We start from the raw sequence: 25,393 nt of genomic DNA, 5'->3' as shown, positions 1-25,393 counted from the left end.
TATTTATATTTATAAAATAGTGGACTTCATAAGCGGATTGAGTGGACTTCTCTATCGTACAGGATGGACTTCAGTTAACGGAATACTCATGCGCTGCAGAAGTGGTTGTTTCCGATTGCACAGAAATTGGAACAACAGCGACATCTGCAGTCAGTGAAAGACGGTGTGGTTGCGATCATTCCGATCATCATCATCGGTTCATTCTGTATGATTCCGGTAGGCTTAGGAAACCTTTTCGGGGGAGGTTTTGGAGCCTGGGTCAATGATCACATTCTCATTTTTAACTTTCCAACTTATTTTACGACTAACATCATGTCATTATTCTCGGCCTTTTTCATCGCTGAATCGTTAGCTAAACGATATGAGATGAAATCTCCAAGCATGCTTGGAATTATGGCTATGCTTTGCCAGGTAGTACTTTGTGTGAAGGTGGATGCCGAAAACAGTATGATCTTCGACATTACTTCTTTAGGATCAGAAGGTTTATTCGTAAGTATTATTTTTGGTTTACTGGTAGTAGAAATTACTCGTATGTTTGTGAAACATAACTGGACGATTCGTATGCCGGACAGCGTACCTCCAATGGTATCTGAAAGTTTCATGTCTTTGATTCCATTTGCGATCAACGTTATTTTGGCTGTTGCGGTTGCTTTGTTGTGCCAGACATATGCGGGAACGACATTCCCTAAGATCATCATCAGTTTGTTGGCACCGGCCATTTCTTCGATGGATTCTGTTTGGGCTGTGGCGATCATTATCTTCTTAACACAGCTATTGTGGGTATTTGGTTTACATGGTGCTGCCATCACACAGAGTGTTTGGGCACCGTTTGCGATCACTTATGCTGCTGAAAATGCGGCTGCCGTTGCAGCCGGTGCAACACCGGAACATATCTTTACGTATGGATTCTATTTTGGATTCCTGCAAGTTTCCGGTTCCGGTATGACTTTGTTGTTAGTCATCATGATGTGTCGCTCCAAGGCAAAATCATTAAGCTCTATCGGTAAAGTTGGTATCGTTCCTTCTATTTTTGGTATCAATGAGCCAATCATCTTTGGTTTGCCAATGATCATGAACCCTTACATGTTAGTGCCATTTGTATTGGGACCAGTGATTTGTGCGGTTATTTCTTATGAAGCGATGGCTACTGGTTTAGTTTCTTTGCCATTAGGTGAAGCACCAGGATTTTTGCCTCCGGGATTCCAGGCTTTCTTATTGACGATGGATTGGAAGGCAGCCGTATTGGCAATCTTCAATGTCGTCTTGATGGGTGTCTTCTATTATCCGTTCTTTAAAGCTATGGAAGCCGATGAGGTCAGAAAAGAACGCGAGATCGAAGCACAGAAAGAAGCACAAAACGCATAAACGAATCAGTAAAATGGAAAAGAGGGATGCCTGTTGTTAAGTGACCGTCAGAAAAATGTAATCAAGATGATCTTAAATCACAGCCGGGGCATCTATGCCAATGAGATCGCCGAAAAAATGCAGGTCAGTACCCGAACGATCCGCAATGATATTGCGGCTATCAATCTGGTCTTGAAAAATGCGCAGTGTCAGATTCAGTCCAGCAAGCGTTCTGGTTACTTTATCATGCAGGAAAATATCAGATGGTCAAAGAAGATGCGGACATGGAAGAATTAAGTGATATTACAGATTATATCAGCAGCTTTTGTCGAAGCAATTCCATTGTCCTTTCTGATCAGCTGTTGTTTGTGATCGCATGGATGGTCTTCTTTACCATGCTTCGTTCAGAAAACGGATATGCACTGACAAAAAAAGTAGAACTGTTTCAGCCTAATGAAGTGCTGGTTCGCATGTTGACCAGCCTGCTGCAGGATCTTCGCTTTGATCTGACGACAATGGATTGTCACCTGCTTCAAAACTACATTGAAACACTTGGCTTTTACAGCAGTAAACAAAATGTGGTATCGGGCACGGAAGTCGATGAGATCGTCGAAGAATTCACCTTACAGATGAAGGCAAAACACAATATGGATTTTACTCAGATTCCATCATTGTTTGAGAACTTTAAGATTTATCTGCAGTTTACTATCAAGCGCTTATTGATGGACTATCAGCTGACCAATCCTCTGTTACAGGAGGTCAAGGTCAAATATGCGTTTGCGTATGAGATCACGATGTTGATCGTACCAATTATTCATGAGCGCTACGGACTGTATTTGAGCGAAGATGAAATATCGTTTTTAACAATGTATGTCATGCCGTTTTTAAGGGCTCAAAAGGCAAGGGTAAAGGCGATTTTAGTCAGTGGCACTTCCCAGAGCTTTGCGAATATGTTGCATGTTTGGCTGCATCAGGAATTTGGCTCACGAATCGAAATTATTTCACAGATTCCTTTATACCAGCTCAAAGAGCAGTTAAAGCAGGGAAGTGCGGATCTGGTCATTTCGGATATGCCCATTGAAGCAAAAATCGGCATTCCGATCGTAGAAATTACGCAATTACCGGGAGAAAGCGAAAGAAAACGTCTGGAAACTTTTATTGTCAAAACGATGACATTAACTTCCAGTGAAGTAATCTTCCATGAGGTCTTTGATCGAAAACGAGTGCTTTTCTTTGATCAGGCAGCTTCCTTTGTACAGGTGATCGAAGCTTGTGCTTTCAATCTCTATCAACAACAAAACATCGAGGATCCGGATCTCTTTTCCACGATGACGCTGCAGCGAGAACAGATTTATTCCACACATATTCGTAACGGGGTTTACTTTTCACACCCTTTGGAAAATCAGGCAAAGAAAACAGGAATTTGTGTGGCAATCATAAAAAACTCGCTTACGCATGCGCAAAAACCGGTTCGTATCGTATTTGTAGGGGCGCATGAGCCTAAAATCAATAAAGAAATGATTCATATCTATGATCTTATCAATAAGATCGCGGCTTCGGAAAGACTGGTCAACGTCCTGACCAAGATCGAAAATTCCGGAGAACTGATTGATTATTTGGAACGTATCGTTCAAGTCTTATAGAGAGTGAGGAAAAATATGAAAATCTTAGTCGTATGCAATGCCGGAATGTCCAGTTCCATCTTAGTAAAGAAGATCGCAGAATATGCACAGAGTATCGGAGAGGATGCATTGGTGCAGGCGGTAAGCTCTGCCAGTGCTTCTGATGAAGCCGGAAAATGGGATGTATGCCTGGTGGCTCCACAGATTCGTTATATGGTCAACGATATCAAAGCTAAAGTTGGTGTACCAACCGATTGTGTCGATATGCGTGTGTATGCGATGGCTGATGGTAAGGCTGCCTACGAACAGGCGAAAGCTTTAAAGGGGTAAGTTATGGCAGATCTGGAACGTCTTTCACAGATTGCCATGGAGATCATTGCCTATTCGGGTGTGGCCAAATCGACTTATATTGAAGCGGCCCGCTTGGCAAGAGAAGGAAATTTTGAACAAGCACAGGAACAGATCCTTCAAGGGGACGAAGTGCTAAAGACAGCACATGAAACACATATGCAGCTGCTTCAAAAGGAAGCGGCGGAAAACACACCGCAGGTTTCCATGTTGGTATTACATGCGGAAGACCAGTTTATGAGTTGTGAAACCATCAAGGTTCTGGTTCTTGAAATTATCGAGATTTATAAAAAATTAGGAAAGGAAGCATAATATGGCATTTTCATACGATCCATGGGCACAGATCACTACACGCAACGGTTATGCCTGCGATGAAGTGATCAGCTCATTACAAAAATGTATTCGAAGAGGAAAAGAAGAAGAGGCCTGTATGTTTGCCTATGAGCTGTATATTTCTTCACCACAGCTGGAAGAAAAAATGTGGCGTCGTCTTTTGACGATTTCTGTAGAAGATATCGGCATGGGCAATCCTCTGGCTGCCGTTGTGGTCAACGCCTTATCACAGGCCCGTTTAAATTTTGATTATGGGGATAATGATCGTACGATCTACTTCATTCACGCAATTCGTTATATGTGCCAAAGCGAAAAGGATCGCTCCAGTGATTTACTGAAAAACATCGTGATGAAAAGCTTTGCGATGGGTAAATTACCGGAAATTCCGGATGTGGCTTTGGACAAGCATACAAAACGTGGAAAAGCCATGGGAAGAGATTCTTTCCATTTCTTAAACGAAGCCAGCATCGTCATTCCACAGGCCCAGGTGGATAATGATTATAAAGATCGCTATGCCAAGCTCTTGGAAGAATACGATCCTAGCGATGTGGCCGAAACCACCTTTACATTCAATGGATGGCAATGGTAAATGGCAACGGTACATAATTCAGCGGATAAAGAACAGATTGCTTCGGTGGTCTTAATGCCGGGTGATCCGTATCGTGCTCGTTATATCGCCGGTAAGTTTTTAGAAAATGCCGCTTTGGTTAATGAAGTTCGCGGCATGTTGGCTTATACCGGCATGTATAAAGGAAAACGTATCACTGTCATGGGAAGTGGTATGGGATGTGGTTCAATGGGAATCTATTCGCACGAGCTGTTTAATAAATACGATGTCGAAGTCATTGTACGGGTCGGTTCCTGCGGAGCCTATACCATGGATTTAGATTTAAAGGATATCTTTATTCCAGATTCCTGCTGGAGTCAATCGACCTATGCCCATACGTACAGCGGCTATGAAAAAGATATTGTAGAACCGGATCCAGCGCTTTGGAAATCGCTCTGTGAGCATGCCCAAAACTACAAAACCGGTCGTCTGCATACCAGTGATTGTTTTTACTATAAGAAAAAAGAAGACAAGCATTTGATCTGTGAACAGAAGCATTGTCTGGCCGTCGATATGGAAAGCTTTGCGTTATTACACAATGCCGATCAGGCACAGAAAAAGGCGGCTACGATCTTAACGGTCAGTGATCATTCTTTGAAAAAAGAAAAGTTGAGCGTAGCCGAGCGTGAACAAAACTTTGATGCGATGATTCAGATTGCGTTAGATACATTAACTTCCTTTGCCTAAGGTTTATGGAACATTTCCGAAAAGATAGGAAAAAGATTATTTGAAGCCTTTCCAGCTTTCTTTTATAGTAATGTTGTCAAAAGAAAAGCCACAAAAGATACTGTAAAGAAAATCTTTGCGGTATCTTTTTTTGGGAAAGGAGAGAGTATGGATCTAAGGAAATTGTTGCTTGTAATCGTAGGTTCCTTTATCATGGGAGTAGGAATCAGCATAACGATCGCCGTGAATCTGGGAAGCGATCCGATGACCTTATTTTGGATCGGAATCGCCAATCACTTACACATTACGGTCGGACAGGCCAATCTGTTAGTCTGTGCCGTGCTTCTTGTGATCGTATTTTTCATGGATCGAAAACAAATTCATTTGGGAAGCCTTTTAAATCCAATTGTGATTGCACTGACAACAGATGTGTTTGTGAATTTGAATTTTGAAGGGGCCAGCTATCTGCTTCGAATCATTCTGATGGTATTGGGATTGTTGATCCTTGCCTTTGGAATTGCGTTTTATGCCCTTGCGGATTATGGCAAGGGAGCTTATGAAGCGTTAGTCTTTACGTTATGCGATCGTTTTCATCTGGCTGTCGGTATCGTTCGAACCAGTGCGGATATCTTCTTTGCGATCCTGGGAATCGTATTAGGTGCGCCGGCTGCGATTGGAACTTTGCTTGCCATCGTATGTATGGGAAGCGGTATTCAACTGTGTTTGAAGCTGCTGACAAGTCAGCCTATAAAAAGAATTTTACTGAAAAAAGCCAAGTAGAGGAGGAATGTTTATGGCAACAGCACACAACAATGCAAATCCTGGCGATATCGCCAAAACCGTTTTGATGCCCGGTGATCCGCTTCGTGCGAAATTTATCGCCGAGACATATCTGGAAAATATCGTACAGTTTAATACCGTGCGCAATATGTTTGGTTGTACCGGGGACTATAAAGGAAAAAGAATTTCCGTTATGGGAAGCGGCATGGGAATGCCAAGCATCGGCATCTATTCTTATGAGTTATTTCATGAATATGGTGTAGAAAATATCATCCGTATCGGTAGTGCCGGCGCTTATACAAGCGATCTTCATATTTTTGATCTGGTGTTGGCCAACAGCTGCTGGAGTGAATCCACTTACTGCATGGCACAGGCCGGTGTAAAAGGGGACATTCAGTATCCAAGTCCGGAATTAAACGAAACCATCAAAGAAGCCGCCGACAAATTAGGTATCAAGCTGCGAGAAGAACGCATTCATTCCAGTGATGTTTTCTATCATGAAGCCAATGTGCCGGATCATAATGATTTTTATAATGAGCATGGATGTGTCTGTGTGGAGATGGAAAGCTTTGCCTTATTCCACAATGCGAAGATCTTAGGCAAGAATGCCGCCTGTATCTTGACAATTTCCGATTCTTTAGTGACCAATGAACATGCCAGTGCCAAGGAAAGACAGACTTCTTTTGCGCAGATGATGGAAGTGGCTTTAGAAGCTGCCATCATGAGGTAGTTATGAAATACAAGAGAGTTTTTACGATCGTTGTCGATTCTTTTGGGATCGGTCATGCGCCGGATGCCAAAGAATTCGATGATGAAGGAGCGCATACATTTGGACATATCTTAGAAAAGATGCCGGATTTGAAAATTCCGAATATGATGAAGTTAGGGCTTGGCAACATCGGCATTCAAAAAGATACACAGACGATGGGCTATGCCTTGCGCTTACAGGAAACCAGTGCCGGAAAAGATACGATGACAGGCCACTGGGAAATGATGGGGTTGCATATCACAACACCGTTTCAGACATTTACCGAAACCGGTTTCCCAAAAGAATTGTTGGATGAATTAAGCAAACGCTGTGATGGTCGTAAAATTATTGGAAACAAAGCGGCCAGCGGTACCGAAATCCTGGATGAACTGGCAGAACAGGAAATCCACAATGGAGATCTGATCGTTTATACATCTGCCGATTCTGTATTACAGATTTGTGGAAATGAGGAAACAATGGGTGTCGATACTTTGTATCGCTATTGTGAAGCTGCAAGAGATCTTACTATGAAACCGGAATGGAAGGTAGGACGTGTCATTGCCCGCCCTTATACCGGAAAGAAAAAAGGAGAATTCGTACGAACTTCCAATCGTCATGATTATGCATTAAAGCCTTATGGCAAGACCGCTTTAGATGCCTTAAAAGCAGCAGGTTATGATGTGATCAGCGTTGGCAAGATTCGAGATATCTTTGATGGAGAAGGCATTACCAAGGCTTATAAATCCAAGAGCAGCGTACATGGCATGGAGCAGACCAATGAAATTGTCAAAGAAGATTTTACTGGCTTGTGTTTTGTGAATCTGGTGGATTTTGATGCTTTATGGGGGCATCGAAGAAATCCGATTGGATATGGTGAAGAGCTGGAAAAATTTGATACAGCTTTAGGTACTTTATTAGAACAGCTGCATGAGGATGACCTGGTTTTGGTGACAGCTGATCATGGTAACGATCCAACATATAAAGGAACGGATCATACGCGTGAAATGGTTCCTTTACTGGCCTATTCACCGTCCATGAAGGGTATGGGTGTATTACCGGATGCACAAACATTTGCGGTGATCGGTGCCACAATTGCCGATAACTTTGGCGTTTCCATGCCGGAAGGAACGATTGGTTCCAGTCTTTTAGACGAATTAAAATAGTTTTTTCTTAGACCTTTTTAGACTATAGAAAGGTCTTTTTTGTTTGTCAAAATGGCTTGAAAATGCGATAGACAAAGCACTTTGAATGAAAATGTGGGAAATTTGTGAAATTGCCAAAAAACTTTACAAATCATCAACTTTTGTGTATCATGCCAAATTGTGTGCAAAAAAATGTTCACAAATCATGAATAGAATGGAGGAAGAACTCTTGAAAAATACGAAATTTATCGCATTGAGTCTAGGACTACTGTTCACTCTTGGTATACAGGGACAAACTGTAGAGGCACAGACAAAAGAAACTGTTGAAACTTGTCAGGTCAAGGATAAAGATTCTGTAATTGATGCGATCACAAACCGTTATGCTTTTATGGGTTCAGAACTAACATACAAAAAGACAATTGGCGATACGTTGGTCTATGAAAACGATCAGATGGAAATTAAGGTTAATGGTCTGGATTTGATGCAGACCGGAAAACAACCGGTTTCCATTACGTATTCCTTAAAGGATTCCAAGGCGATGTTTGAAAAGATGGGTGGTAAGGCTCTGGAAGGTGTATCCAGCGATTTTATCATTCAGACAACTTTGGATGTACAAGATACTACAGCCCCGCAGATTCAGGTACAGGATCGTTATGATATCCTGCAGGGAGATGATTTTGATCTTTCTAAAGAAATTAAAGTCAGTGATGAAACAGAAGATGTTTCTGTCGATGTACAAGGCACGATCGATACCACAACAGCCGGTTCTTATACGGCAACGATTATCGCAACCGACGATGCCGGAAATCAAACCAGTAAGGAAGTGCAGGTAGTGGTCGATAAAAAAGAAGATCCAAACTTCTATCAGAAGATTGCGGATGCGGCTTTGGCACAGATCGGTGTCCATCAAGATTGTACGATGTTGGTGACCAATTCTTTAAAGGCCGTGGGAATCAACTTTCATGGAGCTCCAAGTGCCTATTTATCATTGGGTGATTTGACAAACGATCCGGTACCGGGTGATATTTGTGTGTATCAGGGACATGTGGCGATCTATATTGGCAATGGTCAGGCTGTCCATGGTGGATGGAATGGTTATACCACACAGATTTTTTCCGTAAATTGTTCCAACCAGTTGATTGGTTATGTGCATGTGCGACAGTAGTAAAGAGCCATCGATCGAAGAATTGGCAGAGGCCAGGCGGCAAATTGATTCGATCGTACATAAATTAGAGAAAACAGTACAAACTATAGAATCAAAAGAAGAACCACAACGCTATCGATCACAGATCACGCTGGCCCATAGAAGGATCAAAGCTTTGATGATTGCACTAGGGTTGATTGATAAAGAAATGAAAAACATTTGAAGAAAGAGCGCCGCTCTTTCTTTTTTTTTGCTCCTTGTGGTAGAATGACAAAAAATGGAGGTGCGCTATGAGAGATGCGACAATGTTTTCGATCATTGAAAAGGAAGAACAAAGACAAAAAAGAAATATTGAATTGATTGCCAGTGAAAATTTTGTATCCAAAGAAGTACGGGAAGCACAAGGTAGTGTGCTGACCAATAAATATGCCGAAGGCTATCCGGGCAAGCGTTATTATGGCGGCTGTGTTCATGTTGATGAAGCCGAAGAGCTTACAAGACAAAGAGCCTGTGAATTGTTTGGTGCCCAACACGTCAACGTACAGCCACATTCCGGCTCGCAGGCCAATATGGCAGTGTATAATACATTATTAGAGCCGGGCGATACGGTGATGGGAATGGATCTTGCGGCCGGTGGGCATCTGACACATGGACATCCGATGAATTTTTCAGGTACGCTGTATAACTTTGTACCTTATATGGTGGATAAAGAAACGGAAGAAATCGATTATGATGCGTTAGAAAAAAAGGCTATGGAAGTAAAACCAAAGCTGATCGTAGCCGGCGCCAGCGCCTATTCTCGTATCATCGATTTTGAACGATTTGGTAAGATTGCCAAAGCCTGTGGTGCTTATTTGATGGTCGATATGGCACACATTGCCGGTCTTGTGGCTACCGGTTTGCATCCCAGTCCGATCCCTTATGCCGATTTTGTGACGACAACAACACACAAAACATTGCGCGGACCTCGTGGAGGTATGGTTTTCTGCAAAAAAGAATTTGCCAAAAAATTGGATTCCAAAGTATTCCCGGGTATGCAGGGCGGACCGTTGGAACATGTGATTGCTGCTAAGGGCATCTGCCTGTATGAAGCTATGCAGCCGGAATACAAAGAATATATGCAGCAGGTTGTTAAAAATGTGCAAGTGATGGTAACTGGTTTCCAGAAAGCGGGCTTTAGAGTTGTATCTAACGGCAGTGATAACCATCTGTTGATGTTGGACGTGATGTCCAGTATCGGTATGACTGGAAAAGAAGCGGAAAGATTGTTGGATCTGGCGGGCATCACGGTCAATAAAAATACGATTCCATATGATACACAAAAACCGTTTGTGACAAGTGGTATCCGTATTGGTTCGGCTGCCATGACAAGCCGTGGTTTTAAAGAAGCTGAATTTGAAAAAGTGACAGACTGGATCATTGAAGTCTTAAAGGCCGGTGATGAGGCTGTTTGTGCCCGTGTTAAAGAAGAAGTGCAGGCTTTGACAGCCAACTATCCGGTGGAGGCACAAATTTGATCACGCTTCTTTGTGTTGGGAAAAACAAAGAAAAAGCGCTGTGCCATCTGGAAAATGAGTATGTAAAGCGTATCCAGCCGTTTTCAAAGCTTCAGGTCATGGAGGTCAAGGACGAATCCAATGTACATATGGAACGAGATAAGGAAGCTGAATTGATCAAGGAAAAAGAAGGAAAACGCGTCCTGGAGAAGATTCGTCCACAGGATTTCGTGATCTTATTAGACCTGCATGGCAAGATGCCGGATTCCATTTTGTTTTCTAATCAGTTGGAAAGCTGGTTTATGAAATCGTCGGATTTAGTTTTTGTGATTGCCGGTTCTCTTGGACCAAGCAACGATTTGGTCAAACGAGCCAATGTTCGCTGGAAGCTCAGTGATCTGACTTTTACCCATCTGATGACAAGAATTCTTGTCTTAGAACAGATCTATCGTGCTTTTATGATTCAAAATGGACGCTCTTACCACAAGTAAGGGCGTTTTTATCAGGGAATTAAAAACAAAATCTAGGAAATCAAAAAATCAAGTGATATAATAAAAACGTTTAGTACAGTAGGAGGAATGGAAATGTCTAAAAGAACTGTAAAAGACCTTCAGGTTTCTGGAAAAAAGGTCATCGTACGTTGCGATTTTAACGTACCTAGAAAAGACGGTGTGATCACAGACGACAACCGTATCGTCATGGCTTTACCAACCATTAAATACTTAGTGGAAAATAACGCAAAGATCATTTTGATGTCACATTTAGGTAAAGTAAAAACAGAAGAAGATAAAGCTAAAAATAACTTAGAATGTGTAGCTGTTCGTTTACAGGAACTGTTACCAGATACAAAAGTTTCTTTCTGTCCGGTAACTCGTGGACCAGAATTGGAAGAAGCTGTCAATAATTTAAAAGACGGAGAAATCGTTTTGATGCAGAATACGCGTTATGAAAAGGGCGAAAGCAAAAACGATCCTGAATTAGGTGCTTACTGGGCAAGCCTTGGTGAAGTCTTTGTAGAAGATGCCTTTGGTTCTGTTCACCGTGCACATGCATCAACTGTAGGAATCCCAACAAACATCAAAGAAAACGGTTTAGGTTTCCTTGTAGAAAAAGAAGTTACAATGCTTGGAAAAGCAGTCGATAATCCAGCACATCCATTTGTTGCGATCATCGGTGGATCAAAAGTTTCCAGCAAGATCGATGTTATCGACAACTTATTGAAGAAAGCCGACAAAGTTATCATCGGTGGTGGTATGGCTTATACCTTCATGAAAGCACAGGGTGGAAGCATCGGTACTTCTTTAGTAGAAGATGACAAATTAGAACTGGCAAAAGAATACCTGGAAAAAGCCGGTGACAAGCTGGTATTGCCGGTGGATAACGTTTGTGCAGATGCTTTCAGTGAAGAAGCTAATACACAGGTATGTAAATCCGGAGAAATCCCTGAAGGATGGATGGGATTGGATATCGGTCCTGCTTCTGTAGAATTGTTCAAGGAAACACTGGCCGGAGCTAAGACTGTTGTATGGAATGGTCCAATGGGTGTATTCGAAATGAAGAAATTTGCCAAGGGTACAGAATTAGTATGCCAGGCTATTTCGGAATTGCCGGATGCGATCACTGTTATCGGTGGTGGTGATTCTGCCGCTGCAGCCAAACAGTTAGGCTATGCCGATAAATTCTCTCATGTTTCTACCGGTGGTGGAGCTTCTTTGGAATACATGGAAGGTAAGACATTGCCAGGTATCGCAATCATCAGTGAGAAGTAAGAAAAGAGGAAATAAAAATGAGAAAACCAATTATTGTTGGAAACTGGAAAATGAACAAAAACAATGCGGAGACAGAATCTTTCTTCAAGGAAGTAGATGCTGCTGCCGCAAGTGAAAACGCAACATATGGAATCGGTTGTCCGTTTACTGATTTAAGAACGGCTGCCGACAATGCCAAAAACTTGATCGTTGCCGCTGAAAACTGCCACTTTGAAGACAGTGGAGCTTTCACCGGAGAAGTCAGCGTTCCTATGTTGGAAGAATTAGGAATCAAATACTGCATCATCGGACACAGTGAACGTCGTCAGATGTTTGGTGATACGGATGAAACAGTTAACAAAAAGGCAAAACGTCTGATTGCTGCCGGAATGACACCAATTCTTTGTATCGGTGAAACGGAAGCACAGTACGATGCCGGAGAAACTGAAAAAGTCATTCGTGATCAGTTGACAGGTTCCATTGCTGATTTGGATGCCAAAGATGTAGCTAACATGGTTATCGCTTATGAACCAATCTGGGCTATCGGTACCGGTAAATCAGCTACAAAAGAAGATGCACAAAACTGCTGTGCCATCGTTCGTGATCAGGTTAAAGTAATGTATGGTCAGGAAGCTGCTGATTCTGTACGTGTACAGTATGGTGGAAGTGTAAAACCAGGAAACATCGTTGAATACATGGCATGCCCGGATATCGACGGTGCTTTGATCGGTGGAGCCAGCTTAAAAGCAGATTCTTTCATGGAAATTATCGAAAAAACAAAGTAATTATTAAAAAGTATAACAGATTGTTTAAAAAGAGGGTTGAATGCCCTCTTTTTTTATGATAAATTTATGGTAACTATTCGATTAACTAAGGGGGTTATTCTATGAATTACATTGAAGAGCATGGTAAAAAAGTGGCAGCCGTTCTATGTGTCGCAAGTTGTTTTCCGGTTGTAGCAGCCGTATACGCGATGGAAACGGAGCCAGGCTGGCACGGAGACCGTTATATTAATACAGATGCAACCATAGCTGTTGGATGGCAGGAAATCGAAGGAAAAAGTTATTACTTTGATGAAAGCGGTGAAGTGGACGAAGAAACGACACAGCAGGCCACTGTTGCCACTGTATCACAAGATGTATCGCAGTCGGTGCAGAAAAATGTATCAACTGTTACTAAAGAAGTTGTTACAGAAGAAGTAAAAGCAGTAGATGCACAGAAAGAAGCTGAAGAAAAAGCCGCACAGGAAGCTTTAGCGCAGGAACAGGCTGCAGCACAGGAAAGCGTAACTGTAGTGGAAGATACAACAGCGGATGTATCACAGCCAACTTATACTGAAGATACAACTGTGCAGACACCACCTGCAGACACAACAACACCAGTGGTTGATCAAACACCAAGCGATCCGGCACAGGAAACACCATCTCAGCCGGTAACACCTCCGGCTCAGGATACTACAACAACGCCGCCGGCAGTGGAAGAAACGCCAAGTACACCGGTAGAAGAAACACCATCTCAGCCAGTAACACCTCCGGCCCAGGATACTACAACACCGGGATCGGGTGATACAACAGGGGCTTATGCTGATTTGAACGCACGTATTGCGGCAGCTGCACAAACATTGGTTGGTGTAACGGATGGACAGCAGTGTACACAGGTTGTACAGCAGGCATTGGCTTTAGCCGGTGTAAGTGATGCTTATCAATTATGGCCGGATCAATACATTATGTATGGATATTACACAGATACACCACAGGCTGGTAACTTAGTTTACTACAACAATGGTGGTCGTGGAGTTGACCATATTGCGATCTATATCGGAAATGGACTGTGTGTACATGGAAACTTCTGGACAGCAGACGGCACCAGCAAGACCATTATCTCCAGCGTTTATAATGGCGGTGGAGGTGCTCCTCAGTTTATTCAGGTAACTCGATAATTGTTTAGAACCTGACTTTCAAAGTCAGGTCTTTTTTTGTATAATGGATTCTGTTAAGCTGAGGTGACGACATGCGTATAGGACAATCAATCGATATACATCAACTCAAACAAGGAAGACCACTGATTTTAGGTGGTGTTTCTATTGAACACGAAAAAGGATTAGATGGGCATTCAGATGCGGATGTGTTGACACATGCGATCATGGAAAGTATCTTGGGTGCTTTAAGTCTGGGTGATTTAGGAAAACATTTTCCGGATACAGATCCAAGCTATAAAGGAGCCAATAGCTTACAGCTGTGTGCCTGTGTCTATGAAATGATGGTACAAAAGGGGTATAAAGTCGGCAATGTGGATGCGACCATTGTGATGGAAAGACCCAAGCTTGCACCTTATATAGAACAGATGCGAAATAATATAGCTCAGATTCTTCATTGTAGATTGCATCAAATATCCATCAAAGCGACAAGGGGAGAAAAAATGGGTTTTATCGGTCATGAAGAAGGGGCAGCGGCATTCTCGGTCTGCCTGTTGGAGGAAGTAAAATGAGAGTCGTAATTCAAAGAGCAAACTATGCGAAATGCACGATCGATCAGGAGATCACCGGACAGATTCATCAGGGTTTTTGTATCCTTGTAGGGTTTACACATACCGATACGAAAGCGATTGTGGATAAGGTTGTTAAGAAAATATGCGGTCTTCGTATATTTTCTGATGAACAGGGAAAGATGAATCGATCTATTCAAGATATACAAGGCTCGATTTTATCTATCTCTCAATTCACTTTATATGCCTCCTGTAAAAAAGGAAATCGTCCCGGCTTTACGGATGCGGCCAAACCGGACCTGGCCATTCCCTTATACGATTATTTTAATGAAGAATTAAGAAATAATGGGTTACATGTAGAAACAGGTGTATTTGGTGCTGATATGCAGATCGAATTGTGTAATGATGGACCGGTTACCATCGTATTAGATAGCGAGGAATTGTAATGGAAATCATTTATGGAAGTGAGTTATCACAAAAGATAAAAGAAGAACTAAAACAGGAAATTGAAAAGCTGCAAAAGGAAGGAAAACGACTTCCGGTTTTAAGTGTAATCCTGGTAGGCGATAATCCGGCCAGTCAAAGTTATGTCAAAAGCAAGGCCAATGCCTGTGCGTCCATAGGCATGGAAAATCGAACCATTTGTATGCCAGGTTCAACAACACAACAAGAGTTGTTGGAAGAGGTCAAAAGACAGAATGAAGATCCGGAAGTTGATGGAATCCTGGTTCAGCTGCCTTTGCCATCTCATTTAGATGAAGTCAGCGTTATCGATGCGATATCACCGGATAAAGATGTGGATGGATTGCATCCTGTGAATGCAGGTAAGCTGCTGACGGGAAGAGATGGTTTTGTGCCATGTACACCATTAGGTGTCATGGAGATGTTAGCTTCTATCGGTTATACTGATTTAAGTGGTTTAAATGCCGTGGTGATCGGTCGCAGCAACCTGGTCGGCAAGCCATTATCCTTACTACTGCAAAAACAAAATGCGACAGTCATGATGGCTCATTCGCGAACAGCGCATTTAAAAGAGCTTTGTCAACAGGCGGATATCTTGATTTCGGCGATTGGAAAACCAAAGAAGATCACGGCTGATTATATCAAGGAAGGAGCCGTTGTGATCGATGTTGGCATCAATCGCATGGAGGATGGAAAGCTTTGCGGAGATGTGGATTTTGAAGCGGTCAAAGAAAAGACCAAAGCCATTACACCGGTACCCAAAGGTGTAGGGCCAATGACGGTATGTATGTTACTGAAGAATACATTGAAAGCGTATAAGGAGCATGAGAAAATCTATGGATGAAAAAAGTTATGATTTAAATGATATCATCGAAATGAAAAAGGAACATCCGTGTCATAAATCAAAACAATGGAAGATCATCCGCATGGGTGCTGATATTCGAATCAAATGTTTAGGTTGTGGTGCCAGTGTGCTGATGCCCCGTAGTAAGTTTGAAAAGAAGCTAAAGCGGGTCGTATCGAAAGGAAGTGAATAAGAATGCCATTAACTGCAGGAATCGTGGGCTTGCCCAATGTCGGAAAATCAACTTTATTTAATGCCATTACAAAGAGTCAGGTGGAGGCTGCCAATTATCCGTTTGCGACGATTCAGCCAAATGTAGGTGTCGTCGAAGTACCGGACAAAAGAGTTGATCGTTTAGTCGAAATCTTTCATCCGAAAAAAACGATCTATACGACCTTTGAGTTTACGGATATCGCCGGTTTGGTCAAAGGAGCTTCCAAAGGAGAAGGGTTAGGAAACCAGTTTTTATCCAATATTCGTCTGACAGATGCGATTTGTCAGGTCGTTCGTTGTTTTGATGATCCCAACATCACGCATGTGGAAAATTCCATCGATCCTATTCGAGATATTGAAATCATCAATTTGGAGTTAACGCTGGCAGACTTGCAGACGATCGAAAATCGTATTGCGAAAGTGGAGCGTAAGGCCAAGACGACTTCAGATAAAGAAGCTAAGATGGAAATGGAACTTTTGGCCAAGTTAAAGCCATGTCTGGAAGAAGGGAAACCAGTTCGTTCTTTAGAATTAACAGAAGATGAGCAGGCGTTGATGAAGATGTATAACCTGCTGACGGCAAAACCGGTCATCTATGTCTGCAACCTGGATGAAGAAGGAGCTATGGATCCAGAATCCAATGCGTATTATCAAAAGGTAAAAGAATATGCAGCGCAGGAAAACAGCGAAGTTGTAAGCCTATGTGCCAAAATGGAAGAAGAACTGAGCGGATTGGAACCAGACGAAAGAGCTGCTTTCTTAGAAGAGTTAGGAATTTCAACCAGTGGTCTGGATACGCTGATTCAGAAAGCATACCATATCTTGAATCTTTGTACTTTTCTGACAGCCGGTGAAGATGAATGCCGTGCCTGGACCTTTAAAAAGGGAATGAAGGCACCGGATTGTGCCGGTGTAATTCACACAGACTTCAAAAAAGGCTTTATTCGTGCTGAAGTTTATGCCTTTAGCGATATGGATGAGCTGGGCAGTGAGCATGCGATCAAGGAAGCCGGCAAGCTTCGATTGGAAGGAAAGGATTATGTCGTGCAGGATGGGGATGTCATGCACTTCCGGTTTAATGTATAATTATGTTTAATATAGATTTGGAAGGCTTGTTGTCTTTAGTTATTGCGGTCGTATTGGCTATGTCCATTCATGAAATGGCACATGGCCTGGTATCGTACTGGCTGGGCGATCCTACGGCCAAAATGCAGGGAAGAATCTCATTAAACCCATTTGCCCATGTAGATTGGTTAGGTGTGCTATGTCTGTTACTGTTTCATTTTGGATGGGCCAAGCCGGTACCTATCGATGCCAGTTATTATAAAGATAGAAAGACCGGAATCATCTGGACCAGCTTTGCCGGTCCACTTGCCAACTTCTTACTGGCCTTCATATGTGTCTTTATTTACATTTTGCTTATTGTTTTTTTGCCACAATTTGTATATAGCGGTATCGGAAGCTTTATCGTATCTACTTTATCAACATCGGCAACCTTAAATGTTGGATTTGGCCTTTTTAACCTGATTCCGGTTCCACCATTGGATGGATCGAAGATCTTATTCGCGTTTTTACCGGATGAGCAGTATTACCGCTTTATCGAAGGCTCTCCGTTCTTTATGCTGGTGTTGATCTTGTTGATCTATATGAATGTGTTAAATGTTCCATTGGCGATGTTACAGAATAACATCCTTCAATTCTTTATCAATATTTCTTCTATGATACTGGGACTATGATCCCAGTATTTTTATTGTCTTTGAAACTTTTTTCATAGATTTTTCCATATTTTCAAAATATTTTCACAAATCTCTTGAAAATATGTGAGAATGTGTTTAGAATATAAACATATTTAATGATTGTACAGGAGGAAACGATATGAAGGGAAGAGTTTTTAAGGTCTTTACATCCTCAGCTTTAGCCGTAGGATTATTAGCCGGATGTAGTTCTGGCGGAGGTGCCGGTGCCGGAAAGACATTGGCAGATGGCGATACAGTAACGATTGGATTGAATTTTGAGTTAAGTGGTGGAACCGCAAGCTATGGTACTGCCGAGTATAACGGAGCAAAACTTGCCATTGATCAATACAATGCCAGTGATGATGCCAAATATAAAATTGAAATTGCCGAACAGGACAACAAAGGAGATAACGCGGAAAGTACAACAGCGGCTACTCGTCTGATTACCGAAGATGGTGCTTCTATTCTTATCGGACCTGCAACCAGCGGTACATCCATTGCGACATATCAGGTAGCCAGCGACAATGCCGTTCCGGTTATTTCACCATCAGCTACACAGATTGATGCGACAACTAATGATAATGGCGAAACGTATCCATATGCATTCCGAATTTGTTTCGAGGATTCTTATCAGGGTGCCGCCATGGCACAATATGCTTATGATACCCTGGGCGTCAAAAAAGCGGCCATTATCAATGAAGTAAGTGATTATGGCCAAGGGCTTGTTTCCACATTCAAAGATGTATTTACGGAAAAGGGTGGAGAAGTTGTTGCGGAACAAAGCTACAACTCCGGAGATACAGATTTCGCATCGATTTTAACAGACATGAAATCAAAAGATTTTGATGTTTTGTACATTGCCGGATATTATCAGGAAGCTGGTTTGATCATTAAGCAGGCTCGTGATATGGGAATTGATACACCGATCATTGGTGCAGATGGATTTGAATCGGAAGTTCTTTCTCAGTTAGCTGGTGCTGATAATTTAAGTAATACTTACTACACAACATGTTATACAACACTGAATGCCAGTGATGAATTGACGGACTTCATTGACTCCTATACAGAAGAATATGGTGAAGCGCCAAATATGTTCTCTGCATTAGCTTATGACTCGGCTAACCTGGCTTTACAGGCATTAGAAGAAGCCGGAGCTACCGGTGAAGAACTAAAGAATACGTTGGAAGGTATTGAATTCTCTGGAATTACCGGATCGTTCACATTTGATGATACACATTCTCCAATCAAGACGGTTATGATCGTTGAACTGGAAAACGGTGTACAGACAGCGGCTACTGAAGTCGAAGTAGAACAGTAATCCAGATGTATCAGGGGAAGCAAACTTCCCCTTTTTTTCTAGTAGAAGGAGAGAAACTATGAGCCAGTTTTTACAACAAGTTATCAACGGTCTGTCTTTGGGTTCCATCTATGCTTTGATAGCCCTTGGATATACCATGGTTTACGGGATCATCAAACTGATCAACTTTGCCCATGGAGATATTTATATGTTGGGGGCCTATGTGGCCTTTATCACAACGACCTATTTTGGTTTCAGCTTTTTCCCGGCGATGATTGCCAGTATGGTGGTTTGCGGAATTTTAGGTGTTCTGATTGAACGAATCGCGTATAAGCCTTTGCGACATGCGACCCGTATTGCGGCTTTGATTACCGCCATCGGTGTCAGCTATGTGCTGGAATATACGACACAATATGTTATGGGAAGTGAAGTTAAGACGTATCCGACTCTTTTAAGCAATTCTTCCTTTAGTTTAGGGCCGGTTACGATTTCCATGCAGCAGGTGTATATCTTTACGATTACGATCGTTTTGATGATTGCCTTACAGCTGATTATCAAAAAGACAAAGATGGGACGTGCCATGCGTGCGGTCAGTGTTGATGAGGATGCGGCCAAACTGATGGGAATCAATGTGGACACTACGATTTCCTTTACCTTCCTTTTGGGAAGTTCTTTGGCTGGTGTTGCCGGTATATTAGTTGGTATTTATTATAATTCGATTGATCCGTTAATGGGAATGGTTCCCGGTTTAAAAGCATTTATTGCCGCTGTTTTCGGTGGAATTGGAAGTGTTCCGGGCGCCATGATCGGTGGACTGTTTATCGGAATTGCCGAAACAATGGTTGTCGCTTATGGAAGCTCGTTATATCGTGACGCGATCGTATATTTGATTTTGATCCTGATTTTGATCATCAAACCAGATGGTTTGTTAGGAAAGAACCAGAGAGAGAAGGTGTAATTGATGCCGAAACAATTATTGAACAAAGAAAATATTGCCTGGCTTGCCAGTGCTGTCGTGATCTTTCTGGTGTGCAGTGTTTTAATGAATGCCGGAATCATCAACTCCTACTATCAGATTACCCTTTATAATATCTGTATCAATATCATTTTGGCGGTTTCGTTAAATCTTGTCATTGGTATTTGTGGTCAGTTCTCCTTAGGCCATGCCGGCTTTATGTGTATCGGTGCATACAGTGCCGGAATTGTTACGAAAATGATGCCGAATCTGGGCGGCCTTTTCTTAGGTTTATTGGTTGGATTTGTGATTTCTGCGATCGTGGCATTGATCGTTTCTATACCAACATTGCGATTAAAAGGTGATTATCTGGCCATTGCGACCTTAGGGTTTGCCGAAATCATTCGTATCATTGTACAAAATATGAAAATTACCAATGGAGCTGCCGGATTGAGTGGCATTCCTCGTTTAACCACTTGGCCTTTATTGATCATCGGCGTTGTCATCGCATTGGTCGTTGTGTGCAACTTTACCCGTAGTGCGCCGGGGCGTGCCTGTCTTTCCATTCGTGAAGATGAAATTGCTTCCGAAGCCATGGGAATCAATACGACTCGCTATAAGGTCATTGCGTTTGTGATCGGTGCTATATTGGCCAGTATGGCCGGTGCGTTATTTGCCTGCAACTTCTATGTCATCAACCCGACACAGTTTACCTTTAATCGTTCTATTGATATTTTGGTCATGGTCGTATTCGGTGGTATGGGATCGATGACTTCCAGTGTGATTGCAGCAGCTGCTATCGGAATCTTAAATATGATCTTACAAAACTTTTCCGATATTCGTATGATCATCTATGGTTTGGCTTTAGTCATTATCATGATCTTCAAGCCGTCTGGTTTATTGGGAACTAAAGAGTTCTCCTTTAAAAAGCTGTTTCAGAAAAGAAAGGGGAATCGCTAATGGAACCAATTCTTCAAATCAAAAATCTGACCAAAAACTTTGGAGGGCTTTGTGCCGTATCCAATGTATCTATGCAGATCAACCAGGGAGAGCTGATTGGTTTGATCGGCCCCAATGGTGCCGGAAAGACTACGTTATTTAACTTATTGACTGGAGTATATGAACCAAGCAGTGGTTTGATCGAATTCAATGAAGATGGTAAAAAAATTCAATTGGGTGGTTTAAAACCTTATAAGATCACAGCTTATGGAATTGCCCGAACTTTCCAGAATATTCGATTGTTTAAGACAATGACGGTTTTGGAAAATGTAAAGGTTGCGATGCATAAAAATATTCGTTATGGAACCTTAGCTGCCATTTTGCGTTTACCTTCTTATTATAATGAAGAAAAATGGGTAGAAGAAAAAGCCTGTGAGCTGTTAAAAGAAGTTGGATTGTATGGAAAACGTAATGAACAGGCCACCAATCTTCCTTATGGAGAACAGCGTCGTTTGGAGATTGCCCGTGCCTTAGCAATTCAACCGAAAATTTTGTTTTTAGATGAGCCTGCCGCCGGTATGAACCCACAGGAAACTGCTGAACTGACAAATCTGATTTATCGTATTCGTGACAAATACAGTTTGACGATCATCTTGATCGAGCACGATATGTCTTTGGTTATGAAGATCTGTGAAAGAATTTATGTTCTGGATTATGGAAAGCTGATTGCCAATGGAAATCCGGAAGAAATCCGAAACAATGAATTTGTCATTAAGGCTTATTTAGGGGAGGAAATCTAATATGGCGATGCTGGAAGTAAAAGATCTTCATGTACACTATGGAGTGATCGAGGCATTGAAAGGAATCAACCTGGAAGTGAATGAAGGAGAGATTGTTTCTTTGATTGGAGCCAACGGTGCCGGAAAAACAACGATGCTGCAAAGTATCAGTGGTATCAAAAAGAAGACCAGTGGTGATATACTATTTTTAGGTGAATCGATTTTTAAAAAGAATCCAAAGTTCATCGTACAAAAAGGGCTCACACAGGTTCCGGAAGGACGACGTATCTTTACCGGCTTGAGCGTTTATGAAAATTTGATGATGGGTGCTTTCTTACGCAAGGATAAAAAGGGTATTCAACAAGATCTGGAAAAAGTGTATGCACAGTTTCCAATCTTAAAGGAACGAATCAATCAGGATGCTTCTACTTTATCTGGTGGAGAACAACAAATGTTGGCCATGGGAAGAGCCTTGATGGCAAAACCGAAGCTTTTATTGTTGGATGAGCCAAGTATGGGGTTGGCACCTATCCTTGTCAAAGAGATCTTTTCGATCATCGAAGAAATCAATAAGCAGGGAACGACTGTGTTATTGGTCGAACAAAATGCCAAAATGGCTCTGTCAATCGCTCATCGTGCTTATGTACTGGAAACAGGAAAAGTTGTATTGAGTGGAACCGGTAAGGAACTGGCGGAAAGTCCGGAGATCCAAAAAGCGTATCTGGGAGGATAAAAAATGTTTAAAGTCAAAGATTATATGACAAAAGATGTCATTTGTACGGAAAAAGATGCCACGATTTCAGAAGTATTGGAGTTAATGAAAGAACATGGAATTCATCGTGTTCCGGTTGTGGAAAACCAAAAACTGGTGGGATTGATCACAGAAGGTATGATTGCGACATCCCATTCATCGGCTACCTCATTAAGTATCTATGAGTTGAATTATCTATTGTCGAAGACAACGGTTAGCACAGTGATGATCAAAAATGTAATTTCCATGAATGAAGAGGAATTGATGGAATCCTGTGCTGAAACCATGCGATCCCACGATATTGGTTGTATCCCTATTGTCGATAATCAGAATAATGTGGTAGGAATCGTGACTCAAAATGATGTATTTGGATGCTTTTTAAGTGTACTTGGTTGGGAAGATAAAGGAACTCGTATTACAATTGCGGTCAAAGATGAATTGGGCGCTATCGGGAAGTTATCGGATATCTTTGTTCAAAAGAAGGTCAATATTTCGCATATTGGTGTTTATTCATTTAAAGATGGTATTGCCAATATGGTAGTACGATGTGATGCGGAAGATCCAAAGAATTTGATTCAGGCATTAGAAGAACATGGATATCAAGTATTAGAAACGTATAAGAACTAGCTGTTACGGCTGGTTCTTTTTTTGTCATAAGTTTTAAATTAGTTTTAACTTACAGTTTTTAAAAGAATTTTTAATAGTTTTCTCTTTTTCATACGTATTAAATAGTGTAGAGAAAAGGAGGGAACTCAATGGAAGACAAAAAAGAATTGAAAGAAATCATGCAGGAACCAAAACGACTGTATGGTGAACAGTGCAAGAAGATCCTGTCGTATAAACAGATCCTGTCCTATTTGTTCCAGTCCTGTCTGGAAGAATATAAGGATCTTTCCCTGGAAGAGATACAGGAACTATTGGAAAAGGAAACAGAAAGCGAGATGAGGAAGATGTGCACATTCAGTGATGCGATCTGGGAAAAGGGAATAGAAAAAGGAAGAGATGAAGGTATGGAAAGAGGTATAAAAGAAGGAAGTCTAATCATTTCGATAAATAATGTACAGAATTTAATCAAAAAACATGTTGTTTCCAACATAGAAGAAGCCATGGATTTATTAGGAGTAGAAGCATCTTTACGACCGGCTATTTTAAAATCTATACAGATGCATTAGAAATAGACTGGAACATATAAAGAAAACGAGATGAAAGATGTGTACATTTAGCGATGGATTTGTGAAAAAAGAATTAGCATAGGAAGAGTAGAAGGTAAATAAGAGGGGATTTTAATAAATTCTATAAACAATATATAGAGTTTAATCAAAAATCGTGTTGTTTTTAATATTAACGAAGCCATGAATATGTTAGATGTAGAAACTTCATCAAGACCAATTATTTTACAATCTCTACATATCAACTAGCTTTGAAATAAGGGATAAAGAAATTTTACTGGGCGAATCATAATGTTTACTTTCTGTGATGGCAATCTGTTTGACAGAAGTGTTGTAAACCTTTAAAATGGCATAGAAGAGGTGAGAACTATGGAATTAGGCGAATCTTTGGAAGATTACCTGGAATCAATTCTGGTATTGAGTGAAAAAATCGATCATGTTCGCAGTGTGGATGTAGCCAGCTATTTAGGGTTCTCTAAGCCAAGTGTATCGCATGCGGTCAAACTTTTGGAAAAAGATGGATATCTTCATTTAGATGAAAATAAATTTTTATATCTGACAGATGCAGGAAACCGTATCGCAACCGAAACATATCGTAGACATCGCTTTTTTAGAGAAATGTTGGAAGAGATCGGTGTACCAAAGACCATTGCGGAAAATGATGCCTGCCGTATGGAACATGTGATTTCGCAGGAAACGTTTGATGCGATTCAAAATTATTATGAAAATAAGAAGTAAGTCATGGAAACATGGCTTTTCTTTATATATACTAGTCTTATGAAAAATATAGAAATATTAGCGCCTGTTGGCAGCATGGAAGTCTTAGAAGCTGCAATCCAGTGTGGATGTGATGCGATATATTGTGCGCTTCCTTCTTTTGGAGCCAGGGCCTATGCCAATAACTTTACCTGGGAACAGATGAAGGAAGTATTGAAGCGATGCCATAGTTTGAACATTAAAGTGCATGTGACCATGAATACATTATTGTTTGAGCAGGAGATAGAACAAGCCTATCAACAGGCAAAACGCCTTCACGAAATGGGCGTAGATGCCTTGATCGTACAAGATTTAGGCTTAATTCATCTTCTTCATGAAAGATTGCCACAGCTTGTCGTACATGCCTCTACTCAGCTTTCCGTGACACAGGTTGAGCAGATTGAACAGTTAAAAAAATTAGGTGTTAAGCGTGTGGTACTGGCAAGAGAATGTAGTTTGGAGCAGGTAAAGGCAGCGGTTCAGACGGGAATGGAAGTGGAAGTTTTTGTCCATGGAGCCATTTGCATCTGTTACAGCGGGCAATGCCTTTTCAGCTCTATCGAATATGATCGAAGCGGAAATCGTGGTATGTGTGCGCAGCCATGTCGTATGCCCTATAAGCTTTATCAGGATGGAAAGCCGATTTTAGAAAAAGAACAGTATTTTTTAAGCCCTAAGGATTTATCCCTGATCGAACAAGTTCGAGAATTAGAAGAGCTCGGAGTTTGTTCCATTAAGATCGAAGGACGTATGAAATCCAAGGAATATGTGTATGAGTGTGTGCATCAGGTATATGAGGTGTTGCACGGAAAAACATTGGGTAAAAAAGAACAGAAGGAGCTGCAGGTCACCTTTAATCGTGGATTTACCAAAGGTCATCTTTACGATCAAAGAGGTAATGCTTTGATGAATACCCAAACCAGCAATCATCAGGGAATCTTGATTGGTCATGTGATTGGACAAAAAGGAAAACGTGTACGCGTCAAGCTGCAGGATTCTTTACATCAAAATGATGGAATCCGCTTTGTAT

General features: G+C 41.5%; 32 protein-coding genes. All 32 read left to right on the top strand.

Annotated features, from left to right (window positions below; genetic code table 11):
• Window positions 1–105: 105 nt before the first annotated feature.
• Window positions 106–1,365: a PTS sugar transporter subunit IIC gene (locus U0M88_RS02755; protein WP_331868825.1), complete on the top strand. Its 1,260-nt coding sequence runs from the start codon at window positions 106–108 to the stop codon at window positions 1,363–1,365.
• A gap of 33 nt (window positions 1,366–1,398) precedes the next feature.
• On the top strand, window positions 1,399–1,641 hold the full coding sequence (locus U0M88_RS02750) for an HTH domain-containing protein (protein ID WP_331868824.1): 243 nt from the start codon (window positions 1,399–1,401) through the stop codon (window positions 1,639–1,641).
• The gene (locus tag U0M88_RS02745; protein WP_331868823.1) at window positions 1,608–2,987 is read left to right on the top strand and encodes a BglG family transcription antiterminator; all 1,380 of its coding nucleotides are present in this window, start codon (window positions 1,608–1,610) and stop codon (window positions 2,985–2,987) included. Before U0M88_RS02750 ends, U0M88_RS02745 begins: the two co-directional genes overlap by 34 nt.
• 15 nt (window positions 2,988–3,002) lie before the next feature.
• The gene (locus U0M88_RS02740; RefSeq protein WP_272007584.1) at window positions 3,003–3,296 is read left to right on the top strand and encodes a PTS sugar transporter subunit IIB; all 294 of its coding nucleotides are present in this window, start codon (window positions 3,003–3,005) and stop codon (window positions 3,294–3,296) included.
• 3 nt (window positions 3,297–3,299) lie between these two features.
• Entirely contained in the window at window positions 3,300–3,626 is a 327-nt protein-coding gene (locus tag U0M88_RS02735; RefSeq protein WP_022789768.1) for a PTS lactose/cellobiose transporter subunit IIA, read from the top strand.
• Between the two features lies 1 nt (window position 3,627).
• Window positions 3,628–4,236 (top strand): hypothetical protein, encoded by a 609-nt coding sequence (locus U0M88_RS02730; RefSeq protein ID WP_195222044.1) that lies wholly within the window; start codon window positions 3,628–3,630, stop codon window positions 4,234–4,236.
• Complete coding sequence (deoD, locus tag U0M88_RS02725; protein WP_331868822.1) at window positions 4,237–4,941, top strand: purine-nucleoside phosphorylase; 705 nt, start codon at window positions 4,237–4,239, stop codon at window positions 4,939–4,941.
• A gap of 12 nt (window positions 4,942–4,953) precedes the next feature.
• Entirely contained in the window at window positions 4,954–5,700 is a 747-nt protein-coding gene (locus U0M88_RS02720) for a YczE/YyaS/YitT family protein (protein WP_331868826.1), read from the top strand.
• A gap of 13 nt (window positions 5,701–5,713) precedes the next feature.
• Window positions 5,714–6,430 (top strand): purine-nucleoside phosphorylase, encoded by a 717-nt coding sequence (deoD, locus tag U0M88_RS02715; protein WP_331868821.1) that lies wholly within the window; start codon window positions 5,714–5,716, stop codon window positions 6,428–6,430.
• A 2-nt stretch (window positions 6,431–6,432) separates the two neighbouring features.
• Window positions 6,433–7,611, top strand: coding sequence for a phosphopentomutase (locus U0M88_RS02710; protein ID WP_331868820.1), 1,179 nt, complete (start codon window positions 6,433–6,435; stop codon window positions 7,609–7,611).
• A 208-nt stretch (window positions 7,612–7,819) separates the two neighbouring features.
• Window positions 7,820–8,755, top strand: coding sequence for an NlpC/P60 family protein (locus U0M88_RS02705; protein WP_331868819.1), 936 nt, complete (start codon window positions 7,820–7,822; stop codon window positions 8,753–8,755).
• Window positions 8,742–8,957, top strand: a complete 216-nt coding sequence (locus U0M88_RS02700) for a hypothetical protein (protein WP_117445683.1) — start codon at window positions 8,742–8,744, stop codon at window positions 8,955–8,957. The genes U0M88_RS02705 and U0M88_RS02700 overlap by 14 nt, the downstream gene beginning before the upstream one ends.
• A gap of 67 nt (window positions 8,958–9,024) precedes the next feature.
• Window positions 9,025–10,251, top strand: a complete 1,227-nt coding sequence (glyA, locus tag U0M88_RS02695; protein ID WP_117445682.1) for a serine hydroxymethyltransferase — start codon at window positions 9,025–9,027, stop codon at window positions 10,249–10,251.
• Entirely contained in the window at window positions 10,248–10,721 is a 474-nt protein-coding gene (locus U0M88_RS02690; protein ID WP_272003452.1) for a 23S rRNA (pseudouridine(1915)-N(3))-methyltransferase RlmH, read from the top strand. The genes glyA and U0M88_RS02690 overlap by 4 nt, the downstream gene beginning before the upstream one ends.
• A gap of 93 nt (window positions 10,722–10,814) precedes the next feature.
• Complete coding sequence (locus U0M88_RS02685; protein ID WP_117445680.1) at window positions 10,815–11,999, top strand: phosphoglycerate kinase; 1,185 nt, start codon at window positions 10,815–10,817, stop codon at window positions 11,997–11,999.
• A gap of 17 nt (window positions 12,000–12,016) precedes the next feature.
• Complete coding sequence (gene tpiA, locus U0M88_RS02680; RefSeq protein WP_331868818.1) at window positions 12,017–12,763, top strand: triose-phosphate isomerase; 747 nt, start codon at window positions 12,017–12,019, stop codon at window positions 12,761–12,763.
• 101 nt (window positions 12,764–12,864) lie between these two features.
• Window positions 12,865–13,917 (top strand): NlpC/P60 family protein, encoded by a 1,053-nt coding sequence (locus U0M88_RS02675; protein WP_331868817.1) that lies wholly within the window; start codon window positions 12,865–12,867, stop codon window positions 13,915–13,917.
• A 71-nt stretch (window positions 13,918–13,988) separates the two neighbouring features.
• On the top strand, window positions 13,989–14,465 hold the full coding sequence (gene ispF, locus U0M88_RS02670) for a 2-C-methyl-D-erythritol 2,4-cyclodiphosphate synthase (protein WP_331868816.1): 477 nt from the start codon (window positions 13,989–13,991) through the stop codon (window positions 14,463–14,465).
• Window positions 14,462–14,908: a D-aminoacyl-tRNA deacylase gene (gene dtd, locus U0M88_RS02665; RefSeq protein ID WP_195222051.1), complete on the top strand. Its 447-nt coding sequence runs from the start codon at window positions 14,462–14,464 to the stop codon at window positions 14,906–14,908. Before ispF ends, dtd begins: the two co-directional genes overlap by 4 nt.
• Window positions 14,908–15,768 (top strand): bifunctional methylenetetrahydrofolate dehydrogenase/methenyltetrahydrofolate cyclohydrolase FolD, encoded by an 861-nt coding sequence (gene folD / locus U0M88_RS02660; protein WP_331868815.1) that lies wholly within the window; start codon window positions 14,908–14,910, stop codon window positions 15,766–15,768. The genes dtd and folD overlap by 1 nt, the downstream gene beginning before the upstream one ends.
• On the top strand, window positions 15,761–15,961 hold the full coding sequence (locus U0M88_RS02655) for a DUF951 domain-containing protein (RefSeq protein ID WP_167697901.1): 201 nt from the start codon (window positions 15,761–15,763) through the stop codon (window positions 15,959–15,961). Before folD ends, U0M88_RS02655 begins: the two co-directional genes overlap by 8 nt.
• Before the next feature lie 2 nt (window positions 15,962–15,963).
• The gene (gene ychF / locus U0M88_RS02650; protein WP_117445673.1) at window positions 15,964–17,067 is read left to right on the top strand and encodes a redox-regulated ATPase YchF; all 1,104 of its coding nucleotides are present in this window, start codon (window positions 15,964–15,966) and stop codon (window positions 17,065–17,067) included.
• A 2-nt stretch (window positions 17,068–17,069) separates the two neighbouring features.
• Window positions 17,070–17,717, top strand: a complete 648-nt coding sequence (locus tag U0M88_RS02645; RefSeq protein WP_117445672.1) for a site-2 protease family protein — start codon at window positions 17,070–17,072, stop codon at window positions 17,715–17,717.
• A gap of 139 nt (window positions 17,718–17,856) precedes the next feature.
• Window positions 17,857–19,035: an ABC transporter substrate-binding protein gene (locus U0M88_RS02640; RefSeq protein WP_331868814.1), complete on the top strand. Its 1,179-nt coding sequence runs from the start codon at window positions 17,857–17,859 to the stop codon at window positions 19,033–19,035.
• A 58-nt stretch (window positions 19,036–19,093) separates the two neighbouring features.
• Entirely contained in the window at window positions 19,094–19,972 is an 879-nt protein-coding gene (locus U0M88_RS02635; RefSeq protein ID WP_117445670.1) for a branched-chain amino acid ABC transporter permease, read from the top strand.
• A 3-nt stretch (window positions 19,973–19,975) separates the two neighbouring features.
• A complete protein-coding gene (locus U0M88_RS02630; protein WP_117445669.1) occupies window positions 19,976–20,929 on the top strand; it encodes a branched-chain amino acid ABC transporter permease in 954 nt (317 codons plus the stop codon).
• On the top strand, window positions 20,929–21,708 hold the full coding sequence (locus U0M88_RS02625; protein ID WP_117445668.1) for an ABC transporter ATP-binding protein: 780 nt from the start codon (window positions 20,929–20,931) through the stop codon (window positions 21,706–21,708). Before U0M88_RS02630 ends, U0M88_RS02625 begins: the two co-directional genes overlap by 1 nt.
• A 7-nt stretch (window positions 21,709–21,715) precedes the next feature.
• Window positions 21,716–22,420, top strand: a complete 705-nt coding sequence (locus U0M88_RS02620) for an ABC transporter ATP-binding protein (protein WP_027969049.1) — start codon at window positions 21,716–21,718, stop codon at window positions 22,418–22,420.
• 3 nt (window positions 22,421–22,423) lie between these two features.
• Entirely contained in the window at window positions 22,424–23,065 is a 642-nt protein-coding gene (locus tag U0M88_RS02615) for a CBS and ACT domain-containing protein (RefSeq protein ID WP_117445667.1), read from the top strand.
• A gap of 128 nt (window positions 23,066–23,193) precedes the next feature.
• A complete protein-coding gene (locus U0M88_RS02610) occupies window positions 23,194–23,610 on the top strand; it encodes a hypothetical protein (RefSeq protein ID WP_272006694.1) in 417 nt (138 codons plus the stop codon).
• Between the two features lie 366 nt (window positions 23,611–23,976).
• Complete coding sequence (locus U0M88_RS02605) at window positions 23,977–24,345, top strand: metal-dependent transcriptional regulator (RefSeq protein WP_022789744.1); 369 nt, start codon at window positions 23,977–23,979, stop codon at window positions 24,343–24,345.
• Between the two features lie 39 nt (window positions 24,346–24,384).
• On the top strand, window positions 24,385–25,393 hold a 1,009-nt coding region (locus tag U0M88_RS02600; RefSeq protein ID WP_331868813.1), incomplete at its 3' end, for a peptidase U32 family protein.

Origin of the sequence: Faecalicoccus sp. (assembly GCF_036552745.1) — a bacterium.
Classification (GTDB): Bacteria; Bacillota_I; Bacilli_A; order Erysipelotrichales; family Erysipelotrichaceae; genus Faecalicoccus.
The sequence above is the reverse complement of the archived record's forward strand: the minus strand, read 5'-3'. Positions and strand labels throughout refer to the sequence as shown.

Coding starts and splice junctions, on each gene's coding strand:
- U0M88_RS02745 (WP_331868823.1), top strand. CDS start 1,608: ATGGTCAAAGAAGATGCGGACATGGAAGAATTAAGTGATATTACAGAT.
- U0M88_RS02740 (WP_272007584.1), top strand. CDS start 3,003: ATGAAAATCTTAGTCGTATGCAATGCCGGAATGTCCAGTTCCATCTTA.
- U0M88_RS02735 (WP_022789768.1), top strand. CDS start 3,300: ATGGCAGATCTGGAACGTCTTTCACAGATTGCCATGGAGATCATTGCC.
- U0M88_RS02730 (WP_195222044.1), top strand. CDS start 3,628: ATGGCATTTTCATACGATCCATGGGCACAGATCACTACACGCAACGGT.
- deoD (WP_331868822.1), top strand. CDS start 4,237: ATGGCAACGGTACATAATTCAGCGGATAAAGAACAGATTGCTTCGGTG.
- deoD (WP_331868821.1), top strand. CDS start 5,714: ATGGCAACAGCACACAACAATGCAAATCCTGGCGATATCGCCAAAACC.
- U0M88_RS02710 (WP_331868820.1), top strand. CDS start 6,433: ATGAAATACAAGAGAGTTTTTACGATCGTTGTCGATTCTTTTGGGATC.
- U0M88_RS02700 (WP_117445683.1), top strand. CDS start 8,742: ATGTGCGACAGTAGTAAAGAGCCATCGATCGAAGAATTGGCAGAGGCC.
- glyA (WP_117445682.1), top strand. CDS start 9,025: ATGAGAGATGCGACAATGTTTTCGATCATTGAAAAGGAAGAACAAAGA.
- U0M88_RS02685 (WP_117445680.1), top strand. CDS start 10,815: ATGTCTAAAAGAACTGTAAAAGACCTTCAGGTTTCTGGAAAAAAGGTC.
- tpiA (WP_331868818.1), top strand. CDS start 12,017: ATGAGAAAACCAATTATTGTTGGAAACTGGAAAATGAACAAAAACAAT.
- U0M88_RS02675 (WP_331868817.1), top strand. CDS start 12,865: ATGAATTACATTGAAGAGCATGGTAAAAAAGTGGCAGCCGTTCTATGT.
- ispF (WP_331868816.1), top strand. CDS start 13,989: ATGCGTATAGGACAATCAATCGATATACATCAACTCAAACAAGGAAGA.
- dtd (WP_195222051.1), top strand. CDS start 14,462: ATGAGAGTCGTAATTCAAAGAGCAAACTATGCGAAATGCACGATCGAT.
- folD (WP_331868815.1), top strand. CDS start 14,908: ATGGAAATCATTTATGGAAGTGAGTTATCACAAAAGATAAAAGAAGAA.
- U0M88_RS02655 (WP_167697901.1), top strand. CDS start 15,761: ATGGATGAAAAAAGTTATGATTTAAATGATATCATCGAAATGAAAAAG.
- ychF (WP_117445673.1), top strand. CDS start 15,964: ATGCCATTAACTGCAGGAATCGTGGGCTTGCCCAATGTCGGAAAATCA.
- U0M88_RS02645 (WP_117445672.1), top strand. CDS start 17,070: ATGTTTAATATAGATTTGGAAGGCTTGTTGTCTTTAGTTATTGCGGTC.
- U0M88_RS02640 (WP_331868814.1), top strand. CDS start 17,857: ATGAAGGGAAGAGTTTTTAAGGTCTTTACATCCTCAGCTTTAGCCGTA.
- U0M88_RS02635 (WP_117445670.1), top strand. CDS start 19,094: ATGAGCCAGTTTTTACAACAAGTTATCAACGGTCTGTCTTTGGGTTCC.
- U0M88_RS02630 (WP_117445669.1), top strand. CDS start 19,976: ATGCCGAAACAATTATTGAACAAAGAAAATATTGCCTGGCTTGCCAGT.
- U0M88_RS02625 (WP_117445668.1), top strand. CDS start 20,929: ATGGAACCAATTCTTCAAATCAAAAATCTGACCAAAAACTTTGGAGGG.
- U0M88_RS02620 (WP_027969049.1), top strand. CDS start 21,716: ATGCTGGAAGTAAAAGATCTTCATGTACACTATGGAGTGATCGAGGCA.
- U0M88_RS02615 (WP_117445667.1), top strand. CDS start 22,424: ATGTTTAAAGTCAAAGATTATATGACAAAAGATGTCATTTGTACGGAA.
- U0M88_RS02610 (WP_272006694.1), top strand. CDS start 23,194: ATGGAAGACAAAAAAGAATTGAAAGAAATCATGCAGGAACCAAAACGA.
- U0M88_RS02605 (WP_022789744.1), top strand. CDS start 23,977: ATGGAATTAGGCGAATCTTTGGAAGATTACCTGGAATCAATTCTGGTA.